General features: G+C 74.1%; 17 protein-coding genes. 6 read left to right on the top strand and 11 right to left on the bottom strand.

The genetic code is table 11. The features are described 5' to 3' along the window. Positions 1-3 precede the first annotated feature (3 nt). The 5 genes from KF840_03515 to KF840_03535 form a co-directional block, all read right to left on the bottom strand. On the bottom strand, positions 4-2,091 hold the full coding sequence (locus KF840_03515; GenBank protein ID MBX3023958.1) for a glycosyltransferase: 2,088 nt from the start codon (positions 2,089-2,091) through the stop codon (positions 4-6). A 62-nt stretch (positions 2,092-2,153) separates the two neighbouring features. Next, on the bottom strand, positions 2,154-3,554 hold the full coding sequence (locus KF840_03520) for a wax ester/triacylglycerol synthase family O-acyltransferase (GenBank protein MBX3023959.1): 1,401 nt from the start codon (positions 3,552-3,554) through the stop codon (positions 2,154-2,156). 91 nt (positions 3,555-3,645) lie between these two features. Further along, positions 3,646-4,059, bottom strand: coding sequence for a large conductance mechanosensitive channel protein MscL (mscL, locus tag KF840_03525; GenBank protein ID MBX3023960.1), 414 nt, complete (start codon positions 4,057-4,059; stop codon positions 3,646-3,648). A 67-nt stretch (positions 4,060-4,126) separates the two neighbouring features. Then, positions 4,127-8,074, bottom strand: a complete 3,948-nt coding sequence (locus tag KF840_03530) for a DUF748 domain-containing protein (GenBank protein ID MBX3023961.1) — start codon at positions 8,072-8,074, stop codon at positions 4,127-4,129. Positions 8,075-8,093: 19 nt separating this feature from the next. After that, positions 8,094-9,233: a DUF481 domain-containing protein gene (locus KF840_03535; protein MBX3023962.1), complete on the bottom strand. Its 1,140-nt coding sequence runs from the start codon at positions 9,231-9,233 to the stop codon at positions 8,094-8,096. Between the two features lie 403 nt (positions 9,234-9,636). Between KF840_03535 and KF840_03540 the strand changes: the two genes are divergently transcribed. The 4 genes from KF840_03540 to KF840_03555 all read left to right on the top strand — a co-directional run bounded on the left by KF840_03540 (position 9,637) and on the right by KF840_03555 (position 16,630). Further along, positions 9,637-11,082: a DUF853 family protein gene (locus KF840_03540; GenBank protein ID MBX3023963.1), complete on the top strand. Its 1,446-nt coding sequence runs from the start codon at positions 9,637-9,639 to the stop codon at positions 11,080-11,082. A 98-nt stretch (positions 11,083-11,180) separates the two neighbouring features. Continuing rightward, positions 11,181-14,141, top strand: a complete 2,961-nt coding sequence (locus tag KF840_03545; protein ID MBX3023964.1) for a PAS domain S-box protein — start codon at positions 11,181-11,183, stop codon at positions 14,139-14,141. Between the two features lie 89 nt (positions 14,142-14,230). After that, positions 14,231-15,571, top strand: coding sequence for a DNA polymerase III subunit delta (gene holA / locus KF840_03550; protein ID MBX3023965.1), 1,341 nt, complete (start codon positions 14,231-14,233; stop codon positions 15,569-15,571). Positions 15,572-15,697: 126 nt separating this feature from the next. Further along, complete coding sequence (locus KF840_03555; protein ID MBX3023966.1) at positions 15,698-16,630, top strand: YihY/virulence factor BrkB family protein; 933 nt, start codon at positions 15,698-15,700, stop codon at positions 16,628-16,630. Here the strand turns inward: KF840_03555 and KF840_03560 are convergent. Genes KF840_03560 through KF840_03570 form a run of 3 tightly spaced genes read right to left on the bottom strand, consistent with a single transcriptional unit; the run spans position 16,566 to position 19,546 of the window. Beyond that, positions 16,566-17,027 carry a universal stress protein gene (locus tag KF840_03560; protein MBX3023967.1) on the bottom strand — a complete coding sequence of 154 codons (462 nt, stop codon included), beginning with the start codon at positions 17,025-17,027 and terminating at the stop codon, positions 16,566-16,568. The two genes, KF840_03555 and KF840_03560, sit on opposite strands and share 65 nt — an antisense overlap. 48 nt (positions 17,028-17,075) lie before the next feature. Further along, positions 17,076-18,893: a CoA transferase gene (locus tag KF840_03565; GenBank protein MBX3023968.1), complete on the bottom strand. Its 1,818-nt coding sequence runs from the start codon at positions 18,891-18,893 to the stop codon at positions 17,076-17,078. After that, on the bottom strand, positions 18,890-19,546 hold the full coding sequence (locus KF840_03570) for a thermonuclease family protein (GenBank protein ID MBX3023969.1): 657 nt from the start codon (positions 19,544-19,546) through the stop codon (positions 18,890-18,892). Before KF840_03570 ends, KF840_03565 begins: the two co-directional genes overlap by 4 nt. 129 nt (positions 19,547-19,675) lie before the next feature. On the opposite strand from KF840_03570, the gene KF840_03575 reads away from it, so the two are divergent. Both KF840_03575 and KF840_03580 read left to right on the top strand, forming a co-directional pair. Further along, entirely contained in the window at positions 19,676-21,031 is a 1,356-nt protein-coding gene (locus KF840_03575) for a hypothetical protein (protein ID MBX3023970.1), read from the top strand. A gap of 222 nt (positions 21,032-21,253) precedes the next feature. Then, positions 21,254-21,508 carry a hypothetical protein gene (locus KF840_03580; protein MBX3023971.1) on the top strand — a complete coding sequence of 85 codons (255 nt, stop codon included), beginning with the start codon at positions 21,254-21,256 and terminating at the stop codon, positions 21,506-21,508. 184 nt (positions 21,509-21,692) lie between these two features. On the opposite strand, the gene KF840_03585 is transcribed toward KF840_03580, so the two are convergent. From KF840_03585 to KF840_03595, 3 genes are all read right to left on the bottom strand, one after another. Next, positions 21,693-22,223 (bottom strand): DUF1003 domain-containing protein, encoded by a 531-nt coding sequence (locus tag KF840_03585; protein ID MBX3023972.1) that lies wholly within the window; start codon positions 22,221-22,223, stop codon positions 21,693-21,695. Beyond that, a complete protein-coding gene (locus tag KF840_03590; protein MBX3023973.1) occupies positions 22,220-23,128 on the bottom strand; it encodes a CoA ester lyase in 909 nt (302 codons plus the stop codon). Before KF840_03590 ends, KF840_03585 begins: the two co-directional genes overlap by 4 nt. A 108-nt stretch (positions 23,129-23,236) precedes the next feature. Further along, positions 23,237-25,114, bottom strand: coding sequence for a hypothetical protein (locus KF840_03595; GenBank protein MBX3023974.1), 1,878 nt, complete (start codon positions 25,112-25,114; stop codon positions 23,237-23,239). Positions 25,115-25,363 lie beyond the last annotated feature (249 nt).

Genomic DNA, 25,363 nt, shown 5'->3' on the forward strand with positions numbered 1-25,363 from the left:
GTCTCAGCACGGTGCGGATACCGGAAGCGGCGGCGGCGGACAATGGTCGGCGAGACCGACCGCCCGCAGGCGGTCTGACCAGACCGCCGCCTGCTCCGGCGACATCGACGGCGCGAGGCGGATCGCCAGCGCCAGGGCGTGGACGCGGTAGCGCGGATCGTCCACCACGGCGTCGAGCAGCGGGTGGGCGATCGCCGGCGGCAGCCGCACCAGTTGGGCGAAGATCGCCGACAGCCGCGACTCGGGCACCGCATCGAGCAGCGGGCGCAACGCGCGGCCAGCGCGCAGGCAGCTCTCGGCGAGGATGTGCCAGACCGGCTCGTCCACCGTGGCGCCGCGCGCCACCCGCGACCCGGCATCGGCGGCCGCGGCCCACTCGCCGAGGACGAAGTGACAACGGGCGCGGCAGAGGTCGACGAGGTGCCGCGGCAGCGCGGTGCCGTCCTCGTCGCGCGGCTCCTCGAGCCCGCCCAGCTCCTCCAGCGCGTCCCGCCAGCGGCCGAGATCGGCGTAGGCGCGGCCGCGCAGATAGCGCGCCAGGTCGGTCGCCGCCGACGCCCGCTCGAGATCGTCCAACCAGGGCAGCGCCTCCGCGGCGCGGCCGGCGTCGAGATGGAGCTGCGCCGCCGAGCGGCACAGAATTCGCCGCAGGCTCGGCGCGTCGCACGCCAGCGCGCGCGCCTGGACGAAGAGGCCGAGCGCCTCCTCGCGGCGCCCGGCCATCATGTACGAGCGCCCCAGGTTCACCAGCGCCGCCACCGGGTCGCCGCCGCCGGCCGTCTCCAGGGTCGCCAGGCGGATGTTGCGCTCGGCCTTCCGCTTCGCCTGCATGCGCTCCGGCGTGTAGCCGCCATGGATCAACCACGCATGGGGCATGAGCGCGACCGGGCGAGCCCGCGCGCCGGCGCGTGGCACGACCTGCTCGTGCAGCCGCCCCTGCCAGCGGAAGTCGGCGCGGCGGAACAACCGGCAACTGCGGTGCCAGACGTCGCTCTTGCCGTCGCCGTCCAGGTTCTGGATGGCGATCAGGAACGCATCCGCGGCGGCCATGGCGAGCGCCGCGCGCAGCGCGCCGGCATCGCCGGCGACGCATTCGTCGGCGTCGACCTGCAGCACCCAGTCGCCGCCGCAGTGCGCGAGGGCGCGGTTGCGGGCGCCGCCGAAGTCGTCATCCCAGTAGCCCTCGACGACCCGCGCGCCGGCGGCGCGCGCCAGCCCCGGCGTGCCGTCGGTCGAGCCGGTATCGTAGACCACGATCTCGTCGGCGAGCCCCTCGAGGGAGGCGAGGCAGACCGGCAGCAGCTCGCGCTCGTCGCGGACGATCAGGCAGGCCGACAGCAGCGGCCGCTGCGGATCGCGCTCCGCCGCGCCGCCGTGTTTGGCGGCGAGGCGCTGCAGGTTGTCCTGCTGGATGGCGAACCAGTCGAGATCGTTGCCGACGAAGGTCGCGTGTCCGTGGTGATGGACGAAGGTGTCGCGGCAGATCCGCAGCCCCCCGCCGGCGGCCGTCAGGCGCAGGCAGAGGTCGTCGTCCTCGGCGCCGCCGATCGCGAAGCCCTCGTCCCAGCCGCCGACCGCCCGCAGCGCGCTCGCCCGCACCGCCAGGCAGAAGCCGACCAGGCGCGGCGTCTCCTGCGTCTGCCCGAGGTGCTGGCGGCGCCAGCGGGCGGCGAAGGCGCGGAAGGCGGTCAGCGACCCCGCGTCGTACGCGGCGCGCTCGACCCCCTGCGGACCGGAGGCGCAATTGCTCATCGGCCCGGTGGCGACGACCGCCGGATCGGCCAACGGCGCCAGCAGTCCCTCGAGCCAGTCGTCGGGCACCAGGGTGTCGTTGTTCAGGAAGACCACCACCGATCCGCTGGCGACCGCCGCCCCCTGGTTGCACGCGGCGGCGAAACCGCGGTTGGCCTCGTTGGTGAGAACACGCAGCCACGGCATCCGCGCCAGCTCGGCCGCGGTCGCGTCGCGCGAGCCGTTGTCGACCACGATCACCTCGTCGCGCGGCCGCCGCGCTGACGCCAGCGCCGCCAGGCAGGCCCGGGTCAGCGGCCACTGGTTCCAGACCGGGATGACGATGCTGACGTGATCCATGGCGCGGCGCCTGCGGCTGCGCGCTGTATCAGAAATCGAAGCGAATCGCGCCTGGCGGCGGTTCAGGCGGAGGCGGCGCGGCGGACGGGCCGGCCGGCGCGGGCGGCGCGCTCGAGCGCGGTCAGCTCGCGCTCGAGCAGGGCGGCGATGCGCTCCGGGTCGGGAATCTCGGCCGGGTCGCTGTCGATGCCGAAGCCGACGCGCCCGGCGTAGGACATGAGGGCGATCGACAGCGGCGTGCCGCGCATCACCGGCGCGAAGGGATGGACCGCCTGGATGCGCGCCCCGGCGAGGTAGCGCGGCGTCGGCGGCCCCGGCACGTTCGAGCAGAGCAGGTGCAGCTTGCCGGCGACCATCTGCCCGGCGGCGCGGAACAGCACCGGCGGCACGTACGCCGCCGCCTGCATCATCGCCTTGAACGCCGAGGCGTGGCCGTCCGACTTGGCGCGCCGGGTTTGCGCCTGGATGTGCGCCAGCCGGGCGGCGGCGCCGCGCTCGCGGATCGGCAGCCCGACGGTGAAGCCGCCGACGCGGTTGCCGAGCGCGGCGCGATCCTGCTGATCGCGCAGACTCATCGGCACCATGCACTGCAGCTCGCGCGGCCCGCGGCGGCCGAGGTCCTCGTAGGCGCCGAGGGCGCCGGCGACGGCGGCGAGCACGACGTCGTTGAGGGTGGCGCCGAGGCGGTGGCGGAGGCGCTGCAATCGCCCCAGGTCGACCTCGAGCATCGCCAGCCGCCGCCCGACCCCGGAGCCGCCGGCGTGCCACGCCGCGCTCTCGCTCGCCCGTCCCACCTCCCCCAGCATCCCGGCCAGGCCGCGCGCCAGGCGGCGCAGTTGCGCCGGATCGGCGAGCCCGGAGAGCAGATCCGCGGCGGCGCGCAGCGTGTCGGCGAGCGAGGCGGGCGGGCGCGGCGGCGTGCCGAGGCGCGCCCGGCCGCCGCGCGGCACCCGGATGGCCTCGCCGCGGTGGGCTTGCGTGAGGCCGTCGAACAGCGCCACCGAGCCGGCGCCGTCGAGCAGCGAGTGGTGCATCTTCAGGAAGAGGGCGGCGCGGCCGCCCTCGAGGCCCTCGATCACGTGCGCCTCCCAGAGCGGGCGCATGGGGTCGAGCGGCGCCGAGAAGATCTCGCCGGCCAGCGCCAGCAGCGCCGGCGCGTCGCCATCGTCGGTGAGCGACACCACCCGCAGGTGGTAGTCGAGATCGAACCCGGCATCGCCGACCCACGACGGCAGCCCGATGCCGAACGGCGGATCGACGATCCGCTGCTGCAGCCGCGGCGCCAGCGCTACCAGACGCTGCAGGGCGCGCCGCAGCCGCGGATGGTCCGGACAGCGATCCAGCATGAACAGGCCGGCGACCAGCGGCCGCAGCTCCGGCGTCGCCTGTTCGGCATGCCAGAAGAACGCATCCGACGGCGCCATCACCGTCGTCGGCGGAGTCGATCCGTTGCGTGATCCCATGTGGTGCGGATAGCGGCCCGGGGCGGCGCCGGCAATGCGCGCGACAGCGCGATCGCTGATCTTGGTCATTGCCGGCGCGCCGCCGCCCCGATCAGACGCGCTGGGCGAGCAGGTCGCGGATCTCCGCCAGCAGCTTCTCCTGCGCCGGCGGTTCGGCGGGCGCCGGCGGCGGGGCTTCCCGCTTGAGCCGGTTCACCTGCTTCACCAGCAGGAAGATGGCGAAGGCGACGATGACGAAGTCGATGATGCTGTTGACGAAGGTGCCGTAGTTGAGGGTCACGGCGCCCGCCGCCCGGGCCTGCGCCAGGGTGGCGTAGTCGCCGCCGCTCAGGCTGATGAACCAGTTGGTGAAGTCCACCTTGCCCATCAGCATGCTCAACGGCGGCATCATGATGTCGGCGACGAACGAGCTGACGATCTTGCCGAACGCGGCGCCGATGATGATGCCGATCGCCATGTCGAGCACGTTGCCCTTCATCGCGAAGTCCCGGAATTCCTTCAGCATGGCTCTCCTCCTCGAATGCGGCGGGTGCGCGCCGCGGTCAGCGCGGCGCGCCGGCGCCGCGATCGTGTCATCGCTCGTCCGGCTCCTCGGCCTCGGCGGTCGCCGCGGTCCGCAGGTTGATCCCGACGATCGGCTTCGTCGCCTCCTCCGGCGGCGCGCCGCGGCTGATGCGCGAGGGGTCGATCCCCTTCTCGCGCAACACGCTCTCCACCGCCGCCAGCCGCGCCTCGGCCAGCGCCTGCAGCGCGTCCGGGGGCGGCGGCGGAATCTCCTGCAGCCAGGCGGCGAGCGTCGCGGCGTCCTCCGCCGACAGCTCCGGCTTCTGATCCGCCACCCGCGCCTCGAGATAGGCGCGGATGCGCTGCCGCGGACCGCGCTCGGTGACGAAGGCGAGCGAGCGGGCGAAGACGCCCTCGTCCGCCCACGAGGCGAGCAGCGCCTGCTCGTGCAGCCAGCGGGCGTCCTCCGGGGTGGCGGCGCAGGTCAACTGCACGCCCATCGCCGGACGGCTGGCGAGGAAGGCCGCCAGGCGCGCCGCGCTCTCCGCGCCCGGCCCGGTCGGCTCGGCGCGGCCGAGGCGGAAGGCGATCGGCTGCGGCGCGATCGGCGCCCCGGCGCCGCCGGCGACCGCGCCGAGCATCTTGAGCGGCGAGGTGATGGCGCCGGCCAGCGCCTGCTTCAGGGCGCTGCGCACCACTGCCATGAGGTCGATCTGCGTGTTGCCCTGGCGATCCACCTGCATCGGCACGCTGAGGTCGATGTTGCCCTGCACGTCGCGCAGCAGCGCCAGCGCCAGGCTGAGCGGAATGCCGAAGTTCTGCTCGAACAGCGAGTCGCCCTCGCTGCCGCTGAGATCGAACTGGTGCAGGCGGATGTCGTTCTGCACCGTGTAGTTGCCGCCCTTGGCGTCGGCCTTGACGTCGATGGTCAGCGCGCCGTCGGCGATGCCGTACGGCGAGTAGGTGGTGGCGTAGGCGTTGAGCGGCGCCAGCGGCAGGTCGTCGACCTTCAGCTCGAGGGTGCTGGCGTCGGGGCCGAGGTCGCCGCGGACCGTGATCCGACCCTGCTGCAGCGCGGTGATGTCCACCTTCAGCGCTTTCGCCTGCGGTCCCGGCAGCGCGATGTCGCGCGCCTCGATCTCGATCGGGGCGAAGCGCAGCGTCGCCGGCGGTTGCACGGCGCGATCGGTGAAGTCGATGCCGCCGCGCAGGACGCGCAGCGCCGCGACCTGCACCGCCAGCGGCTGGGCGCTCGGCGATGCGGCGGGCGCCGCCGGCGTCGGCGCGGCGGTCGGCGAGGCCGCCGCGCCCGCCGGCGGTCCGCCGCCCATCGCCGGCAGGACGATGCCCTCCTTGGTCCGCGTCACCCGGATCGCCGGCGCCTCGACGCGGATCTCGCCGAAGGCGGCGCGGAGCGGCGGCACGGCGGCGCCGGGCGGAATGCCGCCGGGCACGCCGGGCAGCGACAGCGATTGCAGCGGCACGCTGATCGACCTGGCGCTGATCGCCAGCTCCTTGCCGTCGCCGCGCGCCAGCCGCGGCGCGGTCAGCGACAGGGTCGCCTTCGCCTGCAGCGGCTCGGCGCTCGGCGCCAGCGGCGCGCCGGCGACGAAACCGGGCAGCCGCACGTCGGCGAGCTGGAGCCCGATCGCCTGCGCGCCGGCATTGAGCTCGCGGCCCTGCTCGCTGGTCAGCTTCGGGTCGACGAGGTCGAGCTGCAGCGCCAGCGCCGCCGGCGGGTGGACCGCGACGCCCGCCGCCTCGCCGCAAACCGCGTCCGCGGCGGCGGCCGTCGCCAGGATCGGCAGGCTCGCGTCGCTGATCCGCAACCCGACGTGCGCGGCCTCGAAGCCCATGGCCTCGCCCTGGGCGACGCGCGGGCGCTCGAGGTCGAGCCCCAGCTCGCCGGCGACCCGCACCACGGCGTCCCCCGGGCCGAGCCTGGCGAGGGCGGCAGGGACGGTGAGCGACGGCACGGCGAGCGCGATCGACTGCGCGGCGACGTCGAGCGGCGCCGCGCCGCCGCGCGCCACGTGCGGATCGCGCAGGGTCAGCGCGGCGGCGAGCTCGATCGCCGCCCCGGGCGCGGCCGGCCGTCCCGGCGGGATGACCCCGGGCACGGCGACGTGGTCGAGGCGCAGCTCGAGATCGGGCAGATCGAGGGCGAGGTCGGGGACCTGCGGCGGCGCCAGGCGCAGGTTGGCGAGCCCGAGCGTGCCGCTGAGCGCGACGCGGTCCGCCGCCGCCTCGCCGCCGGCGGCGGACGGCAGGCCGGCGGCGATCGCCAGGTCGGCGCGCAGCTCGCCGGAGGGCATCGCCGACGACGGCAGGATGCGCCGCACCACCGGCAGCACCGGCAGCGGCAGGGCGGCGATCCGCAGCGTGCCGCCGAACGCCGGCAGCGGCGCCAGGCGCAGGTCGCCGGCGAGATCGATGGTGCCGGAGGCGATGGCGACGGCGAGCGCGAGATGGCCGATCGCGTCGGCGTCGCCAGTCAGCGATGCGGCGTCGAGCCCGACACCGATGTCGATCGGCTCCAGGTCGCCGACCACCCGCAGCCGGGAATCGGTGATCGTGACGTTCGCCACCTGCCAGCCCCACGGGCTGGCCGCCGGCGTCGGCGCCGCCGGCGAGGCGGCCGCGGCCGGCGCCGACTCGCTGGGCGGCGATTCCGTCGCCCCGGGCGCGCCCTCGTCCGGCGTCGGCGACGGGGTCGCCGAGGCCGCGCCCTCGGTGTCGGCCGCGCCAGTGGTGGTCGGCTCCGGCGCCGCCGGCGCCGGCGTGTCGGTCGACGGCGCCAGCGCGGGGCTCGCAACCGCGCCGCCCTCGCCGGCCGCCGGCGTCTCCGCCGCCGTCTCTGCCGCCGTCGGCTCCGCCGGCGTGTCGGTGGGCGGCGCGGCGCCCCTGGGCGCCAGCGCGGGGAGCAGATCGCCGCCCTCGACGCGCACCGCGACGGTGGCGCCGTCGAGCGCCACGGACCGCACCGCGGCGCGCTGGGCGAGCAAGTCGATGCGCTCGAGCGTGAGCTCGAGACTGCGCCAGCCGACGGCCACGTCGCTGAGGCTGGGCACGGCGACCGACACGTCGCGCAGCGCGACGGTGCCGTGCAGCGCGTTGGTCTGCTCCGGCACCAGCTCGTAGGTGAGACCGAGGTCGAGTGCCCCCTGCAGATCGCTCCATCCGACCGTCGGCACGTACAGGCGCGCCCGGCGCAGCGGCAGGCTCTGCGCCGTCACGTCGGTAACGACGCTGACCCGGCTGTCGTCGAGGGTGACGTGCGCCGTGACGTCGATCGTGCCCTCGTCGACGCCGAGCTTGACGGCGATGGTCCCCGGCTTGCCGTAGACCGCCGGCGTCAGGGCGATCTGGTCCACCGAGACGCGGGCGATGCCGAGCTCGACCGGCTCGCTGCCCTGGAGGGCCAGGTCGCGGAAACGGACGCGGCCGTCGGTGAGCTCGAACTTGTCGAGCCCGAACGCCCACGGCGTGCCCTCGGCGGCGACGGCGGCCGGCGTGGCGCCGGCGGTCGGCGGCGCGCCCGCCTCGACCGCGACCGGCTGCTGCGGCACCAGGGCCAGCAGGTTGAGGTCGCCGCTCGCCAGGCGGTCGAGCGCGACGCGCGGCGTGTCGAGGGTGATCGAGCGGAGCTGGATCGTCTTGCGCAGCAGCGGCAGGTAGCGGAGCTCGACCGCCAGGCGCTTGAAGCCGACGATCGGGCTGTAGGCGTCGAACGCCGGCGGCGGCGGCGCGTGCTCGTCCTCCTCCTCGGCGGCGGGGGGCGGCGGCTCGGGCGCGCCCTTCTCGCGCACCGCGACGTCCTCGAGCGCGATGCCGCCGCGCCACAGGCGCAGGTCGACGTCCCCGACGTCGACGCGCGCGTTCAGCGCCTGCGACGCCTGGCTGACGATGACGCGGCGCAGCACCTCGGGCAGCGCGGCGCGGATGACCAGCAGCACCGCGGCGGCGGCCAGCCACCAGCGCCAGCGGTGGAGTCGCGCCCGCCAGGTGTCCGTCACCGTCTCCTACCGCCGCCCCTCACCAGCCGAGCGAGAGACCGAACGCCAGGTAGAGGCTGTTGCGCTGGGCGTCGGCGGCGGGGTTGTTGTTGTACTCGTCGAGCAGCGAGAACTTCGCGCTCAGCGGCGTGATCAGGGGCGCCGTCAGCTCGAGCGCGTTGCGCAGCAGGTAGTCGGTGGTGAAGTTGTCGATCGCCGGCAGGTAGTCGAGCCGGTAGCCGAGGGAGATGTCGTAGGGAAAGTAGTAGGCGGCGGCGGCGCCGAAGGCGACGGCGAAGTAGTCGTTGTGGTCGCGGGTCTCGCCCGTCGTCTTGTTGACCACCGGTCCGGTGCCGCTGAAGTAGCCCTCGTACACCCAGGCGCCGCCGGCCTCGACGGCGAGGAAGTTGCGCTTCGGGGCCTCCAGCTTCTCCTGCCAGACGGTGTAGCCGACGCCGAGCCGGGGCACGCCGCGGATGCTCAACTTCTGGATGGCGTCGTACGTCACGTCGCCGGCGGCGAACCCGTAGAAGGCATCCGTGAAGTCGTACTCCTCGCGCAGGGCGCCGAAGGCGCGGTCCTCGATGGTGGTGGTGTTCTCGCCCTGCTTCTTCTGCGTCGAGTAGCGGTAGTCGCCGCCGATCGAGAAGCGGGTGGGCGCGTTGACGCGGGTGGTGTGGAGCCCGAGCAGGAAGCCGAACGTGTCGGTCGTCGCCTGCTGCAGGTTGAGGCCGAAGTCGGCGCTGCCGTCCCAGTAGCGCCAGGCGCTGCGCAGCTCGTCCTGCCAGGTCAACCCGTCGGGGCCGATCGGCAGCGCCGAGTGGATGTCGGCGGTCGGGATGGCGGTGGCGGTGGCGGCGGCGCCGCCGACCAGCAGTTTGTCGTCGCTGATCCCCTGCAGCGGCGCGTCGGCCTCCAGGCCGTCGCCGTAGAGCACCTGGAAGGGGCCGTCGGTCTTCACGTCCTCGACGTTCTCCCACGCGATCGCCAACGATCCTTTGCCATACTCCGGCTCCAGGGTCAGGCCGGCACTGGTGAACCCGGTGATCGTCCCGGTCAGCACCGTGCCCTTCGACGTCACCTGGTCGGCGAGCGCCGCGCTCGCCAACAACAGGATCGCCGCCGCGAGCGTCGCGCTCGCCAGAGTCTCCCGTCTTCTCTCAGCTCCGCCTCCCGTCATGGGCCCCCCTCCGCTGATGTCCGCGGGATCTCCCGCCGGTCGCTGGTGCCGGGAAAATACAGAGCAAGGCGGATTCGACAAGGGTCGCGGGCACGGTTTTTCGCGCCCGCGACCGGCGCCGTGGTGGCTCGCCGGACACGGCGCTCGCCCGCCACCTCGGCCGCCGCGGGGCAGCGCGCGGCGATCGGGTGCTTCGGCCGCCCCGGGCGTGTGCTAACAGTCCGTTGAAAAACAGGCGGCGTAGCGAGGGCGAGGGATTGTGCGCCAGATCGAGGCGCCGAACCGGAGGCAAACCGGTCGGTTCTGTCGAGGATTCGGCAACGAAGAGCTGGCGCACAAGACCTGCCCGCAGTAGCCGACCTGTTCTTCAACGGGCTGCTACGGCGCCCGCGAGGGAGTGCCCATGGATTCCACCGCCTTGCCGATCGCCAGGGGCGACGAGGTCATCGAGCTGCTGCCGCGCATGGCCAATCGACACGGGTTGATCGCGGGTGCGACCGGCACCGGCAAGACCGTCACCCTGCGGGTGCTCGCCGAGCAGTTCAGCCGCATCGGCGTGCCGGTCTTCCTGGCCGACGTGAAGGGCGACCTGTCGGGGATGGCGCGGCCGGGCGGCGACAACCCCAGGGTGGTCGAGCGCGCCGCCCAGCTCGGCGTCGCGCTCGCGCCGGCGGCCTGTCCGGTGACGTTCTGGGACCTGCGCGGCGAACAGGGGCTGCCGGTGCGCGCCACGGTCAGCGAGATGGGGCCGCTCCTGGTGGCGCGCCTGCTCGGGCTCAACGACACCCAGGCGGGCGTGCTGGCGATCGTCTTCAAGGTCGCCGACGACCGCGGCCTGCTGCTCCTCGATCTCAAGGATCTCCGCGCCATGGTGCAGGAGGTCGGCAACCGCGCCGCCGAGCTGCGCAGCGCCTACGGCAACGTCTCGACCGCCAGCATCGGCGCCATCCAACGCGGCCTGCTGGGGCTCGAGCAGCAGGGCGGCGAGCGCTTCTTCGGCGAGCCGGCGCTCGATCTCGACGACCTGCTGCGGACACGGGACGGCGCCGGGGTGGTGAACATCCTGGTCGCCGACTCCCTGATGCAGACGCCGGCCCTCTATTCCACCTTCCTCCTGTGGCTGCTGGCCGAGCTGTTCGAGCGGCTGCCGGAGGTCGGCGATCCGGAGAAACCGACGCTGGTGTTCTTCTTCGACGAAGCGCACCTCCTCTTCGACGACACGCCGAAGGCGCTGATCGACGAGGTCGAGCGCGTCGTCCGCCTCGTCCGCTCCAAGGGCGTCGGCGTCTACTTCTGCAGCCAGAGCCCGCTCGACCTGCCCGACGCGGTGCTGGGCCAGCTCGGCCACCGCATCCAGCACGCCCTGCGCGCCTTCACGCCCAGGGACCAGAAGGCGGTGAAGACCGCCGCCGATACCTTCCGCGCCAATCCGCGACTGCAGACGGCGACCGCGATCACCGAGCTCGCCGTCGGCGAGGCGCTGGTCTCGGTGCTCGACGCCCAGGGCGCGCCATCAGTGGTCGAGCGCGCCCTCATCTACCCGCCGCGCAGCCAACTGGCGCCGCTGACGGCGGCCGAGCGCGCCGCGCTGGTGCGCGACTCGCCGCTGCGCCAGCGCTACGAGCAGACGATCGACCGCGAGTCGGCCTTCGAGCGCCTGAGCCAACGCGCCGAGCGCGCCGCCGGCACGCCGCCCGGCGGCGGCCGCGGCGGCGCCGCGCCCCAGGACCCGCTGACCAAGGCGGCGATCTCGATCGGCACCAGCGTCATCCGCAGCATGGGCACGCAGGCGGGTCGCTCGCTGGTCCGCGGGGTCCTGGGCGCGCTGTTCGGCGGCCGCCGGCGGTGAGCCGGCGGCGCCGCCCTTTCCGGCTTGTGCAACCGAACGACTCGGCTAGACGTGAACGCGGCGACCCGGCGGCCACCGGCCTGGCGCCCGACGAAGCGATGGCGAAGCCCCTGCGCGTACTGCTGATCGAGGACAGCGAGGCCGACGCCGAGCTGCTGCTGCGCGAGCTGCGGCGCGGCGGCTACGAGACCGCGTGGCGCCGGGTCGACACCGCCACCGATCTCGCCGACGCGCTGCGCGACGGGCCGTGGGACGTCATCACCTGCGACTACGTCATGCCCCGGTTCAGCGCCCTGGCGGCGATGAAGATGATCCGCGCCTCCGACCCCGAGCTGCCGGTGATCATCGTCTCCGGGCAGGTCGGCGAGGAGGTCGCGGTCAGCGCCATGAAGGCCGGGGCGCAGGACTACGTCAGCAAGCACCGCATGGTGCGCCTGGTGCCGGCGATCGAGCGCGAGCTGGCCGACGCCCGCGAACGGCGGCGGGTCGCGACGACCCTGAAGGAATCGGACGCCCGCTACCGCGAGCTGGTCGAATCGCTGCACGACGTGGTGTTCGAGATCGGCGCGGACGAGCGCATCACCTACCTCAGCCCCTCGATCGTGCCGCTCGCCGGCTCCCCGCCCGAGGCCTACCTCGGGCGTCCGTTCCGCGACTTCATCTACCCCGACGATCTGCCGGCCGTGCTGCGGAGCCTGCAGCGGACGCTCGCCGGCCAGCGCGACCCGCAGACCTATCGCATCCTCGACGCCGCCGGCGGCGTGCACTGGGTGCGCTCGTCCACCCGCCCGGTGCTCGACGAGGCCGGCGGCTTGCGGGCGCTGCGCGGCGTGCTCACCGACGTCACCGAGCAGGTCGAGGCCGAGCAGGCCTATCAGACGATCGTCGAGCACTCGCAGCAGGGGCTGGCGGTGGTGCAGGACGACCGCATCGTGCTCGCAAACCCCGCCCTGGCGGCGCTCACCGGCTACTCGGCGGATGAGTTGCGCGGCGGCTCGCTCCTGGCGCTGACCGCGGCGCTCGTCCATCCCGAGGATCACCAGCGCATGGCGGCGGCGGCGCGCCTCTACCTCGAGGGCCGGGCGCGCGCCGGCGGCTTCGAATTCCGCATCCGCCGCCGCGACGGCCAGACGCGGCACGTCATCACCACCCACACCGACGTGCAGTACCGCGGCCGGCCGGCGCGCCTGGTGGTGTACATCGACGTCAGCGAGCGCGCCCAGGCGGAGGAGGCGTATCGGACCATCTTCGAGCGCTCGGTGAACGGCCTGGCGGTGATTGCGGGCGACCGCATCCAGCTCGCCAACCCGGCGATGGCGGCGATCACCGGCCGCTCGCTGGAGGAGCTGACGAGCACGCCCTTGCAGCAGCTCATCGACCTGATCGTGCACCCCGACGATCGCGAGGAGCAGCGGCAGGCCGTCCGCCGCTATGCCGACGGCCATCGCGACGACGGCGCGCTCGCCTACCGCATCCGTCGCCCCGACGGCAACGTGCGCCACATCGTCGCCCTGCGCACCGACTTCCCGTATCGCGGCGAACCGGCCCGGCTGCTCACCTACGTCGACGACACCGAACGCTGGCAGGCGGAGGAGGCCTACCGGACGATCTTCGAGGGCGCGATCCACGGCATGTTGCTGATCCAGGGCAATCGGATCGTGATGGCCAATCCGGCCGTCGACGCGATGCTCGGCGCCGGTGGGCGCGCCGTGCTCGAGCGGCCGCTGAGCGAGATCATCGAGCAGCTCGTCCATCCCGACGAGTTGGAGACGATCCACCTCTACATCGAGCGCTGGCGCGCCACCGGCCAGGTGCCGCGCCGAGCGGCGCTGCGCGTCCACCGCCTCGACGGCACCGAGGGCCACCTGTTCCTGCAGACGGCGACCGTCAGCCACCGCGGCGCCCCCGCGGCGCTGGTGGCGGTGGCCGACCTCACGGACCGCTGGCGCGCCGAGGAGGCCTACCGCGCCGTCTTCGAGCGTTCGCTCGAGGCGCTGCTGGTGGTGAGCGGCGACCACGTGCTGATGGCCAACCAGGCGGCGGCCGAGCTGAGCGGCTACCCGATCGACGAGCTCACCGGCATGCCGACCGCGGCGCTGCTGGAGCGCCTCGTCCATCCCGACGATCGGGAACCGATGCGCGAGGAGCTGGCGACCTACCTCGCCTCCGGCGCGGCGCGCACCCGGCGCTTCGAGTTCCGGCTGCGGCGGCGCGACGGCGAGGAGCGGCGGGTGCTCAACTCCTGCGCGCCGATGACCTTCGCCGGGCGGCCGGCGGTGCTGATCGGGCACATCGACATCACCGAGCGCTGGCGGGCGGAGGCCGCGCTGCGCGAGCTGAACGCGGTGCTCGAAGCGCGCGTGGACGAGCGCACCGCGGCGCTGGAATCGACGGCGCGCGAGCTCGAGGCGTTCACCTATTCGGCTTCGCACGACCTGCGCGCGCCGCTGCGGGTGATCGACGGCTTCTGCCAGGCGCTGGTCGAGGACTACGGCGACACCCTGCCCGAGGACGCCCTGGCGCTGCTGCGGCGCGTCGTCGGCGCCGCCGCCAACATGCGCCAGCTCCTCGACCAACTGCTCGTGCTGTCGCGCGTCGCCCGCGGCGAGCTGCGGCGCGAGCCGGTCGATCTGAGCGCCCTGGCGCGCGAGGTCGCCGCCGCGCTGGCGCGCGACGACACGGACGGGCGGATCGACGTCGCGGTCGAGGAGGGGCTGCGCGGCGAGGGCGATGCGGCGCTGCTGCGCGCCGTGCTCGACAACCTGCTCGGCAACGCGGTGAAGTTCTCGCGCCCCCGCCCGCGCGCCGCCATCGCCGTCGGCGCCCGCCGCGATGGCGACCGGGTGGTGTTCTTCGTCCGCGACAACGGCGTCGGCTTCGACCCGGCCTATGCCGACCGCCTCTTCCGTCCGTTCCAGCGCCTGCACGCCGCCAGTGAGTTCAGCGGCCACGGCATCGGCCTGGCGACCGTCGCCCGCATCATCACCCGGCACGGCGGCCGGGTGTGGGCCGAGAGCGCCGCCGACGGCGGCGCGACCTTCTACTTCACCCTCGGCTGACGGCGCGGCCCGAAGGCATCATACAGGGGTGCCAGCGCCTGGTGCCGGGCGGCTGGCGGGACATCGCGGTGGCGGATTAGAAGGAGCCGATGGCCGCCGAGATCGATGCCCTGGTCGCCGCCGCGGCGCAGCGGCCGCTGCCGGTGTACCTGATCATCGGCGAGCCCTTCGCGACCGAGCCGGTGGCGCGGGCGCTCATCGACGCGCTGGTGCCGCCGGACAAGCGCAGCTTCAGCCTCGAGCAGTACGACGGCCGCTCGGCGCCGATCGGCCCGATCCTCGACAGCCTGCGCATGCCGAGCCTGTTCGGCGGCACCAAACTGATCTGGGTGCGCGAGCCGACCCTGTTCCTCTCCGGCGAGAAGCGCGCCGACGTCGCCGAGGCGCTGTTCGCCGCGGTCGAGGAGGAGCGGCCGCTCGAGGCCGCCGAGAAGCTGCTGGTGCTGGCGGCGCTCGCCGGCTGGACGCAGGCGGAGCTCGCCGCCGCCGACTGGAGCGCCATGAGCGGCAGCGAGCAGAGCGCGCTGTTCGGCCGCCGCCTGGACGCCGGCGAGGCGGCGGTGCTGGACGGACTGCGGGCCCTCTGCGCCGAGCGCGGCCTGACGGTGAGCGCCTTCCGCGACGAGAGCGGCCAGCTCGAGCTGTATCTCGCCAGCCCCTCGCCGCAGACCGTGCTGCTGTTCACCGCCAGCGCCGCCGACCGGCGCAAGCGGGTGGTGAAGACCATCCAGCAGGGCGGCGCGGTGCTCGAGCTGGCGGTGCAGCGCGAGCGCTCGGGGGCGCTCAGCGCCGAGAGCGTCGACGCGCTGATCGCCGGCGTCGTCGGCGGCGCCGGCAAGCGGCTCACTCCCGGCGCCCGCCAACTGCTCGTGCGCCGCGCCGGCAGCCAGGCCGGCGTCCTCGCCGGCGAGCTCGAGAAGCTCTGTCTCTATGCCGGCGACGCGGCGACCATCGACGAGGCCGCGGTGCGCGAGAGCGTCCGCGACCTGGCGGAGTCGTGGGTCTTCGACTTCACCAAGGCGCTGGCGCAGCGGCAGGCGGGCGCCGCCGTCGCCCAGCTCCGCGCCCTGTTCGCCCAGGGCGAGCACCCGCTGCGCCTGCTGTCGCTGATCGCCCGCGAGCTGCGCCTGCTGCTGCTGGCCCGCGACTGTCTGCGCGGCTCGCTGGCCGGGAGCTGGACGCCGCGCACCACCTACAACACCTTCCGCGACCGCCTCCTCCCCACCCTGGACGAGGACGAGAAGGCGGCGCTCGGCGGCATCCACCCCTTCGTCCTCTACCAGTGCCTGCAGAACGCCGGCCGGGTGGGCGGCGCCCATCTGCGGCGCGCCATGCTCGCCCTGCAGGACCTCGACATCGCCTTCAAGAGCACGCCCACCGACCCGCGCATCCGCCTCGAGGCGTTCGTGCTCGATTTCTGCCGCACCTGAGCCGGCGCGGCCCCCGACGGACCAGAGCGTGGCGCGCGCGGCGTTCGCGGGCGGCGATCGACTCCCGCCCTCGGTGTTTCTTGATGGTCATTGGTGTGCATTAGTGCTTCCGTTTCCCCTGACCCGATGAACGGCACCCCGATCGCCGCCGAGTCCTGGTTCGAATCGCACGTCCTGCGCCCCTGGGTGCCGGCGACGCTGATCGTGCTGCCGCTGGCGCTGGTGCGCTTCCTCGCCCACCAGTGCATCCAGTGGGCGGCGGCGCTCGCCTACTACACGCTGATCGGCTTCGTGCCGCTGTCGGCGGCGATCTTCGCCCTGATCAAGCTCTTCGGCCTGCACCGGCAGCTCACGCCGTTCGTCGTCAGCACCGTCGGCGCCGGCTCGCCGGCGGTGGCGCGCGACGTCGTCGACTTCATCGACGCCACCAACCTGAAGGCGGTGGGCGTGCTGGCGGCCCTCGGCGCCGTGCTCGCCGTGATCGGCATCATGGGCAACGCCGAGCTGTGCTTCAATCAGATCTGGAACGTGCGCGGCCGCACCTGGCGGCGCAAGTTCCGTTCCTTCGTGCTGCTCTGCGTCGCGGCGCCGCTGCTGCTGCTGCTGGCGCTCACCCTCACCGCGATCCTCCAGCCGGGCCACGGGATCTACGACTTCCTCGAGACCTGGCGGCTCGGCGTCGTCGTGCTGGTGTTCCTGCGCTGCCTGCCCTACGGCCTGCTGTGGCTGAGCTTCACCCTGCTCTTCACGCTGCTGCCCAACACCGAGGTGCGCACCCGCTCCGCGGTCTTCGGCGCCGTGGTCGCCGGCACGCTGTGGCAGTTCGCGCAGTGGGGCTACGTCCTCTTCGTCATCCGCCTGGTGCGCTACAGCGCGGTCTACGGCGCCCTGTGGCAGTTGCCGATCCTGCTCGCCTGGATCTACGTCGCCTGGGGCATCATCCTCTTCGGCGGCGAGGTCTCGCGCGCCCACCAGGAGGTGACGGTGCGCCGGCTCACCTGGCGTGAGGCGGCACGATCAGCACCGGACATGGGGCGTGATGAATCAGTGCCTGGGTGACGCTCTCGTGCAGGAGGTCGGTCGGTTGGTGGTGCGTGTGGCGATCGGTCACGGCGGTGACGATGATGTCGGCGTTGCGCTCCCTGGCGAGCGCGATCGCCGACTCCGCCGGGGCGCCGAACCTGGCGACCAGCTCGACGTCCGGGTAGTCGCCCGCCAGTCGCTGGCGCAGCGCGGCGAGCTGCTCCAGCGCCCGCTCGCGCCCTTCTGACAGCGTCAGGTGCGTCGGCCCGTGCGGGTCGTGCGACAGCAGCTCGCCGCTCGCCACGTGGACCAGGTGGGCGAGGACGAGCGTGGCCTTCGTCGCGCGCGCCAGGCGCACCGCGTGCACTGCGGCGTGTTCCGCCTCGGGGGAGAAATCCGTGCAACAGAGGATGACGCCCAACGTGTCCGACATGCTCGACCTCCTTCGCCCCTCGGCCATTGCGCGTCCGCCGCGGTGGCGTCAACCGGACGGGAGAAAAAGCCGCGCGCACCGATCGCCGCCGAGGTCGCGGATGCGCGGCACGATGCCGTCGCGCGCGACGCCCTCGACGCGGCGCCACCAGCCGCGGTGGCGGAGCTGCGGATCGGCGGCGAGATCGGCCGGCGTCGCCACCACCGCGGCAGCCACGCCGGCCTCCTGCAGGCGCGCCACCAGCGCCTCGGCCGGCTGCGCGCCGGCCGCCGCCAGGAGCGCCGTCGGATCGGCGCGCTGGCCGGCATCGTCCGGCGGCGCCACCGCGCACCAGCGCTCCCCGTCGTCCGCGTCCGCGCAGCGCACGATCAGGCCCGCGGTCGGCGGCCGCGCGCCGGCGCGCGCCGCCGCCAGGACGGGCGCCAGCAGGAGGCCGAGGACGTCGCGCTGGGTGAGCGCCAGGCGCGCCGCGCCGCCGCGCCACAGCGCGGCGGTGATGGCGACGGCCGCCGCCCAGGCGGTCGCCGTGTCGGCCCAGGCGAATCCCGGGCCCGCCGGCCGGCCGTCGCCGTCGCGCATGGCGTCGACCAGGCCCGACATCGCCTGCAGCGTCGGGCCGAAGGCCGCCCAGTCGGCGCGCCCGTCGCCGGGCGGGAAGCCGGTCAGGTGGACGATCACCAGGCGCGGGTTGAGCGCGTGCAGCGCCGCGTCGTCGAGGCCGAGGTTGGGCAGCACGCGGCGGCTGAAGTTGTCGACCACGACGTCGGCGTCGCGCAGCAGGGCGCGCAGCGCCGCCAGGCCCTCGGCGGCGCGCAGGTCGAGGGACAGCCGCCGCTTGCCGCGCTGCAGATTGATCGCGCTGGTGCCGGCGGGCGGCGGCGCGTCGGGGCGCTCGACGCGGATCACCTCGGCGCCGCAGTCGGCGAGGATGCGCGTCGCCAGCGGCCCGGCGACCACCCAGGTGAGGTCGATGACCCGCGCCCCGGCCAGCGGGCGCGGCGGCCCTGGCGCGATCGCCGCCCCGGCGGACAACAGCGACGGGCCGGGCGGCTCGCCCAGCTCGCGCGCGAAGCGGGCCCAGCTCCACACCGGGGCGAACGGCAGGCGGCGCAGTTGCGCCTGCTCGACCAGCGCGTCGACCTCGTAGGTCGCGGCCCAGGCGTCGAGCACGTCGAAGACGTGCGCGGCGTGGCGGCAGCGCTCGTCGACGTCGTCCCAGCGCGGCGCGGCGAGGTCGGCGGCGGCGCCGTCGGCGCGCAGCCACTCGCGCAGCGCCGTCCAGTCGCCGACGTGCGAGAGCAGCGCCTCGCCATCGCGGCAGCGGCCGACGCGAAAGGTGCCGCTCCAGTGCAGCGACCCGCGCCGCCGCCCGAGGTCGCGGCGGTCGAACCATTCGCCGGCGAGATGCTCGAGCGACGCCGTCGCGCTCTCCTGCAGGCTGACGTCGACCAGCCGCCCGCGGCCGTCGCGCTGCCGAGCCTGCAGCGCGATCAGCGCCCCCAGGGTCGCGTGCAGGCCGGCGACGCGGGTCGCCGGCTCGCCGGGCAGCGGCAGCGGCGGCGTCCCCGGACTGCCGTTGGGCCACACCATGCCGCCCGCCGCCTGCGCCACCAGCTCGCCGCCCGCCCACTCGGCGCGCGGGCCGTCGAGCCCGAACGGCGTCACCACCACCCAGACGAGCCGCGGCCACTCGCCGGCGCGCCGCAGCCAGGCGCGATCGGCGCGTCCGCAGACGACGACGTCGGCGCGCGCCAGGGCGGCGGCGGCGAGCGGCGCCCGCGCGACCTCCGCGCCCAGCCCGCGCATCACCTCGACCGCGAAGCCGCCGAGCCGATCGGCGGCATCGAGCACGCGCACGCCGTTCATCGCGACGACTCCGCCTCGCGCGCCGCGCCGCCGCGGCGGTCCATGGCGGGCGCGTAGCCGGCGGCGCGCGCCGCGTCCTCGGTCGGGAAGTAGACGCGGTTGGCGGGCGCGATGTCGTCGTAGTGCGCCTGCCCCGGCAGGTGGTAGAGCCGCGAGCGCCGGTTGCCGATCACCGGGCCGGCGGGCGTCAGCCCCCACAGGCCGCGGCCGGCGCGCCGCGCCGCCGCCTCGTCGGCCAGGAACGCGTCGCGATAGCGGAAGGGGCCGCGCGCGTAGGCGCGGGCATAGCCCTGGCGCAACAGCTCGCGATTGAAGAAGGTGCCGTCGGCGAGAAAGACGTAGGCGAGCGTCCGCCCGTAGCGGTCGTGGCGGTCGCCGGCCTCGTAGGCGAGCTCCACCGATCGACCGCGCAGGCGGGCGCGGGTGAACGCCGCCGCCTCGCGCGCGTACGGCTGCGGCGGCGCGCCGCGGTCGGCGCGATCGCCGAGCTCGGGCGTGTCGACCCCGATCAGCCGGATGGTCAACCGCTCGCCGCGCATCAGGACGCGGATGGTGTCGCCGTCGACCACCGACTCGACCCGCGCCGTGTCGCGGGCCGCCGCCGGCCCAGCCAGCAGCAGCGCGACGAACAGGAGCACCGCCGCCGAACGCATACGGTCCGTTACCAGCTCGCGGCGCGGAAGACATCGCGACCGCGCCGCGGCAGGCGGGGAATTTCGTGTCGTCAACGCTTCCGTCCGTGCTATGGCTCGCAGGAGCGATCTTTTCCCGGGGGACGGACCATGTACAGGGATATCGGGCAGCGCCTGGTCTGGGCAGCCGTGGCGATGGCGATCATCTGCCAGCCCGCCGTCGGCCGCGCCTATTCGACCGGCATCGCCAGCACGGTCTTCGGGCCGAGCGGCTGCCCGGCCTGCCACACCGGCGGGGTGACGCCGACCGTCATCCTGAGCGGACCGACGACCGTGGCCCCCGGCAATACCGCCGACTACACGCTCACCATCTTCGGCACCGCCGCGCAGCCGGCCGGCGGCCTCAACGTCGCCGCCGACGACGGCACGCTCTCCACCGGCGGGCTCTTCGCCGGCGGGACGCAGACGGTGTCCGGCCTGGGCGGTCGACAGGAGATCACCCACAGCGCGCCCAAAGCGGGCGACCTGCTGCACATCATCGAGTTCAGCTTCCGCTGGACCGCGCCGCCCACGTTCGTCGGCACCGTCCACCTGCGCGGCTGGGGCAACGACGTCAACCTCAACGGCGCGCCCAGCGGCGACGCCGCGGCGCTGGCGACGCTGAGCATCGTCTCGTCCGCGCCCTCGCCGACGCCGACCGCGACGCCGACGCCGGCGCCGAATCTGTGCCTCGACGTCGCGCCGCTCGACCCGGCGCTGGTCGCCGACGACGGCCAGTCCTGCCAGAAGGCGATCGCCAAAGCTGGCGCCCTCTATGCCAAGCAGGGCCTGAAGGCGGCGCAGAGCTGCCTCAAGGCGCTGCAGGCGAGCGGCACCCCAGGCGACCCGATCGGCCTCTGCGCCGGCAGCGCCGCCGGCGCCATCGCGCCCGCCGACGCCAAGGCCGCCGCGGCGCTCGCCAAGGCGGAGAGCAAGCTGCGGGCGCTGATCGGCGGCAAGTGCGGCGATCCCGCGGTCGCCGCGCTCGGCCTCTGCGCGTCCACCGCCGCCGGGCTCGCGGACTGCCTGCTCGCCGCCCACCACCAGGGCATCGTCGACGCGATCGCGACCCAGTACGGCGCCCTGCAGCCGACCAACGACCCCAACGCCCGCCGCTGCCAGGGCGCCATCGGCAAGAACGCCGCCGGCTTCCTCGACGCCTACCTGAAGGCGAGCCAGAAGTGCCTGAACGACCGCAACAGGAACGCCACCGCGGGCTCGGGCGCCGAGCGCTGCATCGGCTCGATGAGCGGCGGCTTCGTGCCGCCGAGCGACGGCGACGTCGCGGCGGCCCTGCAGAAGGCGACCGGCAAACTGTCGTCGAAGATCAGCTCGCTGTGCAGCGAGACCGACGTCGGCCATCTCGACGCCTGCGCCGGTAACAAGGCCGATCTGATCGAATGCCTGGTCTGCGGCCAGCGCAGCATTGCGTTCGCGCTCCTGGGCGCGCAGTACGGGGGCAACTAGCCAACCTTGATCTGAAAAAGAACTCCCACCACGGAGGCACGGAGACACGGAGGGTACAGCGGCAGGATGGCTGGTTGGTGGAATCCCTATGGTCATTGCTGATGGCGTTGGGGATCTCGCCCCCGAACCCTCTCTTGTTTAGGTTACTCCGTGTCTCCGTGCCTCCGTGGTGAAATGTTTTCGTCACATCGAGGCTAACCAGGACCTTCGCGGGAGGATCGCGTGTCACAGGACGATGTCGCCGCCGAGCTCGAGCGGCTGAAGAGAGAGAACGAGGCGTTGCGCCAGCAGGCGAAGGCCAAGCCGGGGCAGGTCAGCCTGAAGGTCAGCGAGAAGGGCGCGGTGAGCGTCTACGGGCTCGGCCGCTTTCCGGTCACGCTCTACCAGGAGCAGTGGCTCAAGCTGCTGGAACGCGGCGACGAGATCCGCGAGTTCATCCGCCTCAACGAGAGCCAGTTGAAGAAGAAGGACGCTTGAGCGGCGCGCGCCCGGGCCGGTCCAGATACGACAAACACCTTCACCACGGAGACACGTCGACACGGAGGACTCGGTGCCATAGCGAAGGCGCGGGGCCTTCTCACTCCATTTCCAATGAACTTTGGGATGAACGCCGAGCGGGCTTCGAGATCAGTACTCTCCGTGGTGAAGTGTTTTCGTCAGATCAAGGCTGGTCCGGCTGGGCGACCACCCGGCCGTGGATCTGGCGCGTCAGCTCTTCGATGCGCTGCGCCAGCTCGCGGGTGATGCGCGTCAGCTCGGTGTTCTGATCCATCAGCGCTCGGAGGGCGGCGGTCTCCTGCGCCGCCAGCTCCTGGCGTTCGATGCTGGCGCGCGCCAGGTCCTCGCGGTGCAGCGCGTCGGCGTCGGCGTGCGCCTTGTCGCGATCCGCCTGTCGCGTCTGCGCCAGCAGGATCAGCGGCGCCGCGTACGCCGCCTGCAGGCTGAACGCGAGGTTGAGCAGGATGAAGGGATAGAGGTCGAACTGCACGAGGCCGACGACGTTGGCGAGGATCCAGACGCCGACGATGATCGTCTGCACCACCAGGAACGTCGGCGTGCCGAAGAAGCGCGCGAAGCGCTCGGCCGACGCGCCGAACCAGCCCTCGCCGAAGGTCGGCGCCAGGTGCGCGTGCGGCGCATGGAAGCGGAAGTGGCGCCGGTTCCCTGTCGTCTCGTCCGTGGGGGTCGTCATGCCGTCTCCTCCTCGTCGCCGGTCGCCAGCGCGCCGGCTTGGCGGGCCCGCTCGAGCACCTGCTCCTCGGCCGCCACCAGTGGCGCGTCGACCATCATCCCGTCGAGCGTGAGCACGGCGTGGCCGTCGCGCCGCGCCGTGCGCCAGGCGGACACCACCCGCCGGGCACGCGCGATCTGCGCCGGCGTCGGCGTGTAGACCTGGTTGACGATCGCCACCTGCTGCGGGTGGATGCAGAGCTTGCCGGCGAACCCGAGCTCGAGCCCCAGCCGCGCGTCGGCGCGCGCCGCCTCGGCGTCGCGCACCGCCAGGCAGACGCAGTCGATCGCCGCCAGGCCGCGGCCGCGCGCCGCCAGCGCCAGGGCGCAGCGCGCGTGGTGGAGGACCCCGCGCGCGGCGTCGGCGCCGGCGAGACGCAGGTCGCGCGCCAGGTCCGCGTGCCCGAAGCACAGGGCCTCGAGCCGCGGCGTCGCGGCGCCGAGCGCGAAGGCGTCGGCGATGCCGGCGGCCGTCTCGACCAGCGCCAGCAGCCGCACGCTGCCCGGCGGCCGGCCGTGGGCGCGCTCCAGCCCGTCGAGCCGCTCGGCCACTGCCGCCAGCTCGCCGGCGCGCTCCGCCTTCGGCACCATGATCGCGGCGGCGCCGGCGGCCACCGTCGCCGCGAGGTCGGCCCCGAACCACGGGGTGCCGGGGGCGTTGACGCGCACCGCCGGCTCGCTGGCGCCGTAGCCGCCGGCGCGCAGCGCCGCCGCCACCAACCCCCGCGCCTCGCCCTTGGCCGCGGGGGCGACCGCGTCCTCGAGATCGAACACCACCGTGTCGGCGCCGGCGGCGCGCGCGCGCGCCAGATGGCGCGGCTCGCTGCCGGGCACGAAGAGGAGGGAGCGGCGAAGCGACGCGGCCATCGAGACTCGCCTTCTACCCGCTCGTCGCCGCGGAGCACAGCGGCGCGACGCCGGAGTGGACGCGGCGGTCAATTCCGCGACGACATGGTCGCGCAGCGCCGCGCGCCGCTACGGCGCCGCCAGGCAGACGAGGCGCACGACGTCGGCGTCGGTGCGCGCGCCGGCGTCGGCGCGGGTGCGGATGGCGAGGCGGGCGCTGCGGCGGCCGTTGAGCGGCAGGACGACCGGCACCGCCGGGCCGCAGGTGCCGGGCGCGGCGAGGGTGTCGAGGCTGGCCTGCAGCGCCGCGGCGATGGCCGGATCGGCCGGCGCCAGGCGGCCGACCGCGACGGCGCTCGGGATCTCGCCAAGGCAGGCGACGCGGCGGTCGTCGCCGGGCGTGCACGGCTGCAGCTCGATCGTGCACTGGCCGGCGACGGCGTCGGTGTCGCAGAGCGGATCGCCGTCGCGGCAGACGAAGCGCGAGCGCGGCGACGGGCGGTCGATGGGAATGGTCGGCGCGGTGCTCGTCCACTCGACCAGGCAGTCGCTGCCGGCGCGGCCGGCGAAGCCGGGGGCGAGGGCGCGCCGCGGCGCCGCCGACGCCGTCACGGCGCGCAGGCGGTCGGTCACCTCGGGCCACGGGTCGTCGTTGATGTCCACCAGGCCGAAGTTCTGGTTCTCGCCGTCGAAACGTCCGGTCGCCGGCTGGTCCATGTACTGGAACCAGTGCGCGCCGACGAGGTACGGGCGCGCCAGCACGCGGCGCAGATAGGTGCCGAGCGCCTGGGCGCGCTCCACCTGCGTCGGCAGGGTGGGGAAGAAGGGCGGCAGGGTGTTCGGCAGGCCGGCGTCGGCGGCGCGATAGCTGTACTCGCCGATCAGGATCGGCGTGCCGGCGATGCGCTGCATGGCGTCGAGGTCATCGAACATGCGGCTGAACGGGATCCCGTAGTCCGCGGGGTAATCCGGCGCCAGGGCGAGGATCGCGGCCGCGATCTCGTAGTAGTTGACGGTGAGGACGTCGACGTACGGCGCGATCGCCGCCACCACCTCGGGACGCGTCGACATGATCAGCAGGCGGCTGCCGAGAATCAGCAGGTCGGGCGACAGCGCCCGCAACGCGTCGTGGGTGACCTGGTGGAAGCGCGCCGCGACGTGGGCGTCGAAGGCGCGCCGGTCGGCGATCTGCGCCGGCGAGCCGGTGGGCCGCGCCGGCGCCGAGGCCGGCGCCGGCAGCAGCGCGCCCAACGTCTGGACGTCGTCGAACGACGCCAGCGCCGTGCCCCACACGGCGTTGAACGCGGCCACGTCGCCGCCGTAGCGATCGGCCAGGAACGCCTGCGCCGCCACCTTCCCCGGCGCGCCCGGCGGCAGCAGCAGGTAGGCATCGAGGTACGGCAGCACCGCCGCCAGGCTCTGGTTGAGGCCGAGCTCGTTCTCGGTGAAGACGCCGATGCACCACGGATCGGCGGCGCACGGCGCCGCCGCGGTGGCGACGCTCGCCGCGACGCCGGCCGGGAACGCGGGGTCGAAGTAGTCGCGCGTCACCCGCGCCACCAGCGGCGGCGGCACGCCCGGCACCGCCGGCGCGTTGGCCGCCAGCGCCAGCGTCACCGTGTACGCGATGGCGTTGGGAAAGCGCGCCGGCTCGCTGAAGGCGCCGATGGTGTTGATGCCGAAGTCGCGCAGGCGCGGCAGGGTCGCCGCCGCCCACGCCGTCTCGCTGCCGTACCTGGCGATGATGTTGTCCTGGTACGGCGCGGTGCCGAGCGGCGGCGAGAAATCGCCTCCCGGCCGCAGGTGGTCGACGCCGACCGAGAAGAAGCCGTGGCCGGCGGGGGTGATCAGCCACCAGACGCCGTCGATGCGCTCGGTGCGAAAGCGCCCGGTGGCGGCGGTGGTGATGCCCTGCCAGCCGCCCCAGGCGTCGTACCCGGGATCGGGGGCCGCGGCATGGGCGGTCGTGGCCGCGACGGCGAGCGCGAACAGCACGGTGCGGAGCATGCCCGTGCCTAGGCGGGGCCCGGCCGCGAAGTCAATGCGATCCGCGCCCGCCGCCCACCGCCTCCGGCCCGAGGCGTGCCCCCGGTGACGGCCGGCGTGGCCTGGACGCGAGACGTCGCAGCAAGGAGCTCGTGCCCGCGGGTGGGAATCGCAGCGAGGCGAGGAGACCCCGGCGGCACCCTTCAGGCGACGCAGCATCTGGCGGGCGATGCCGCATCGCCGCGCCCGGCGCGAGGCCAGCGGCACGGG

The organism is bacterium (genome assembly GCA_019637795.1).
Classification (GTDB): Bacteria; Desulfobacterota; Binatia; order HRBIN30; family CADEER01; genus JAHBUY01.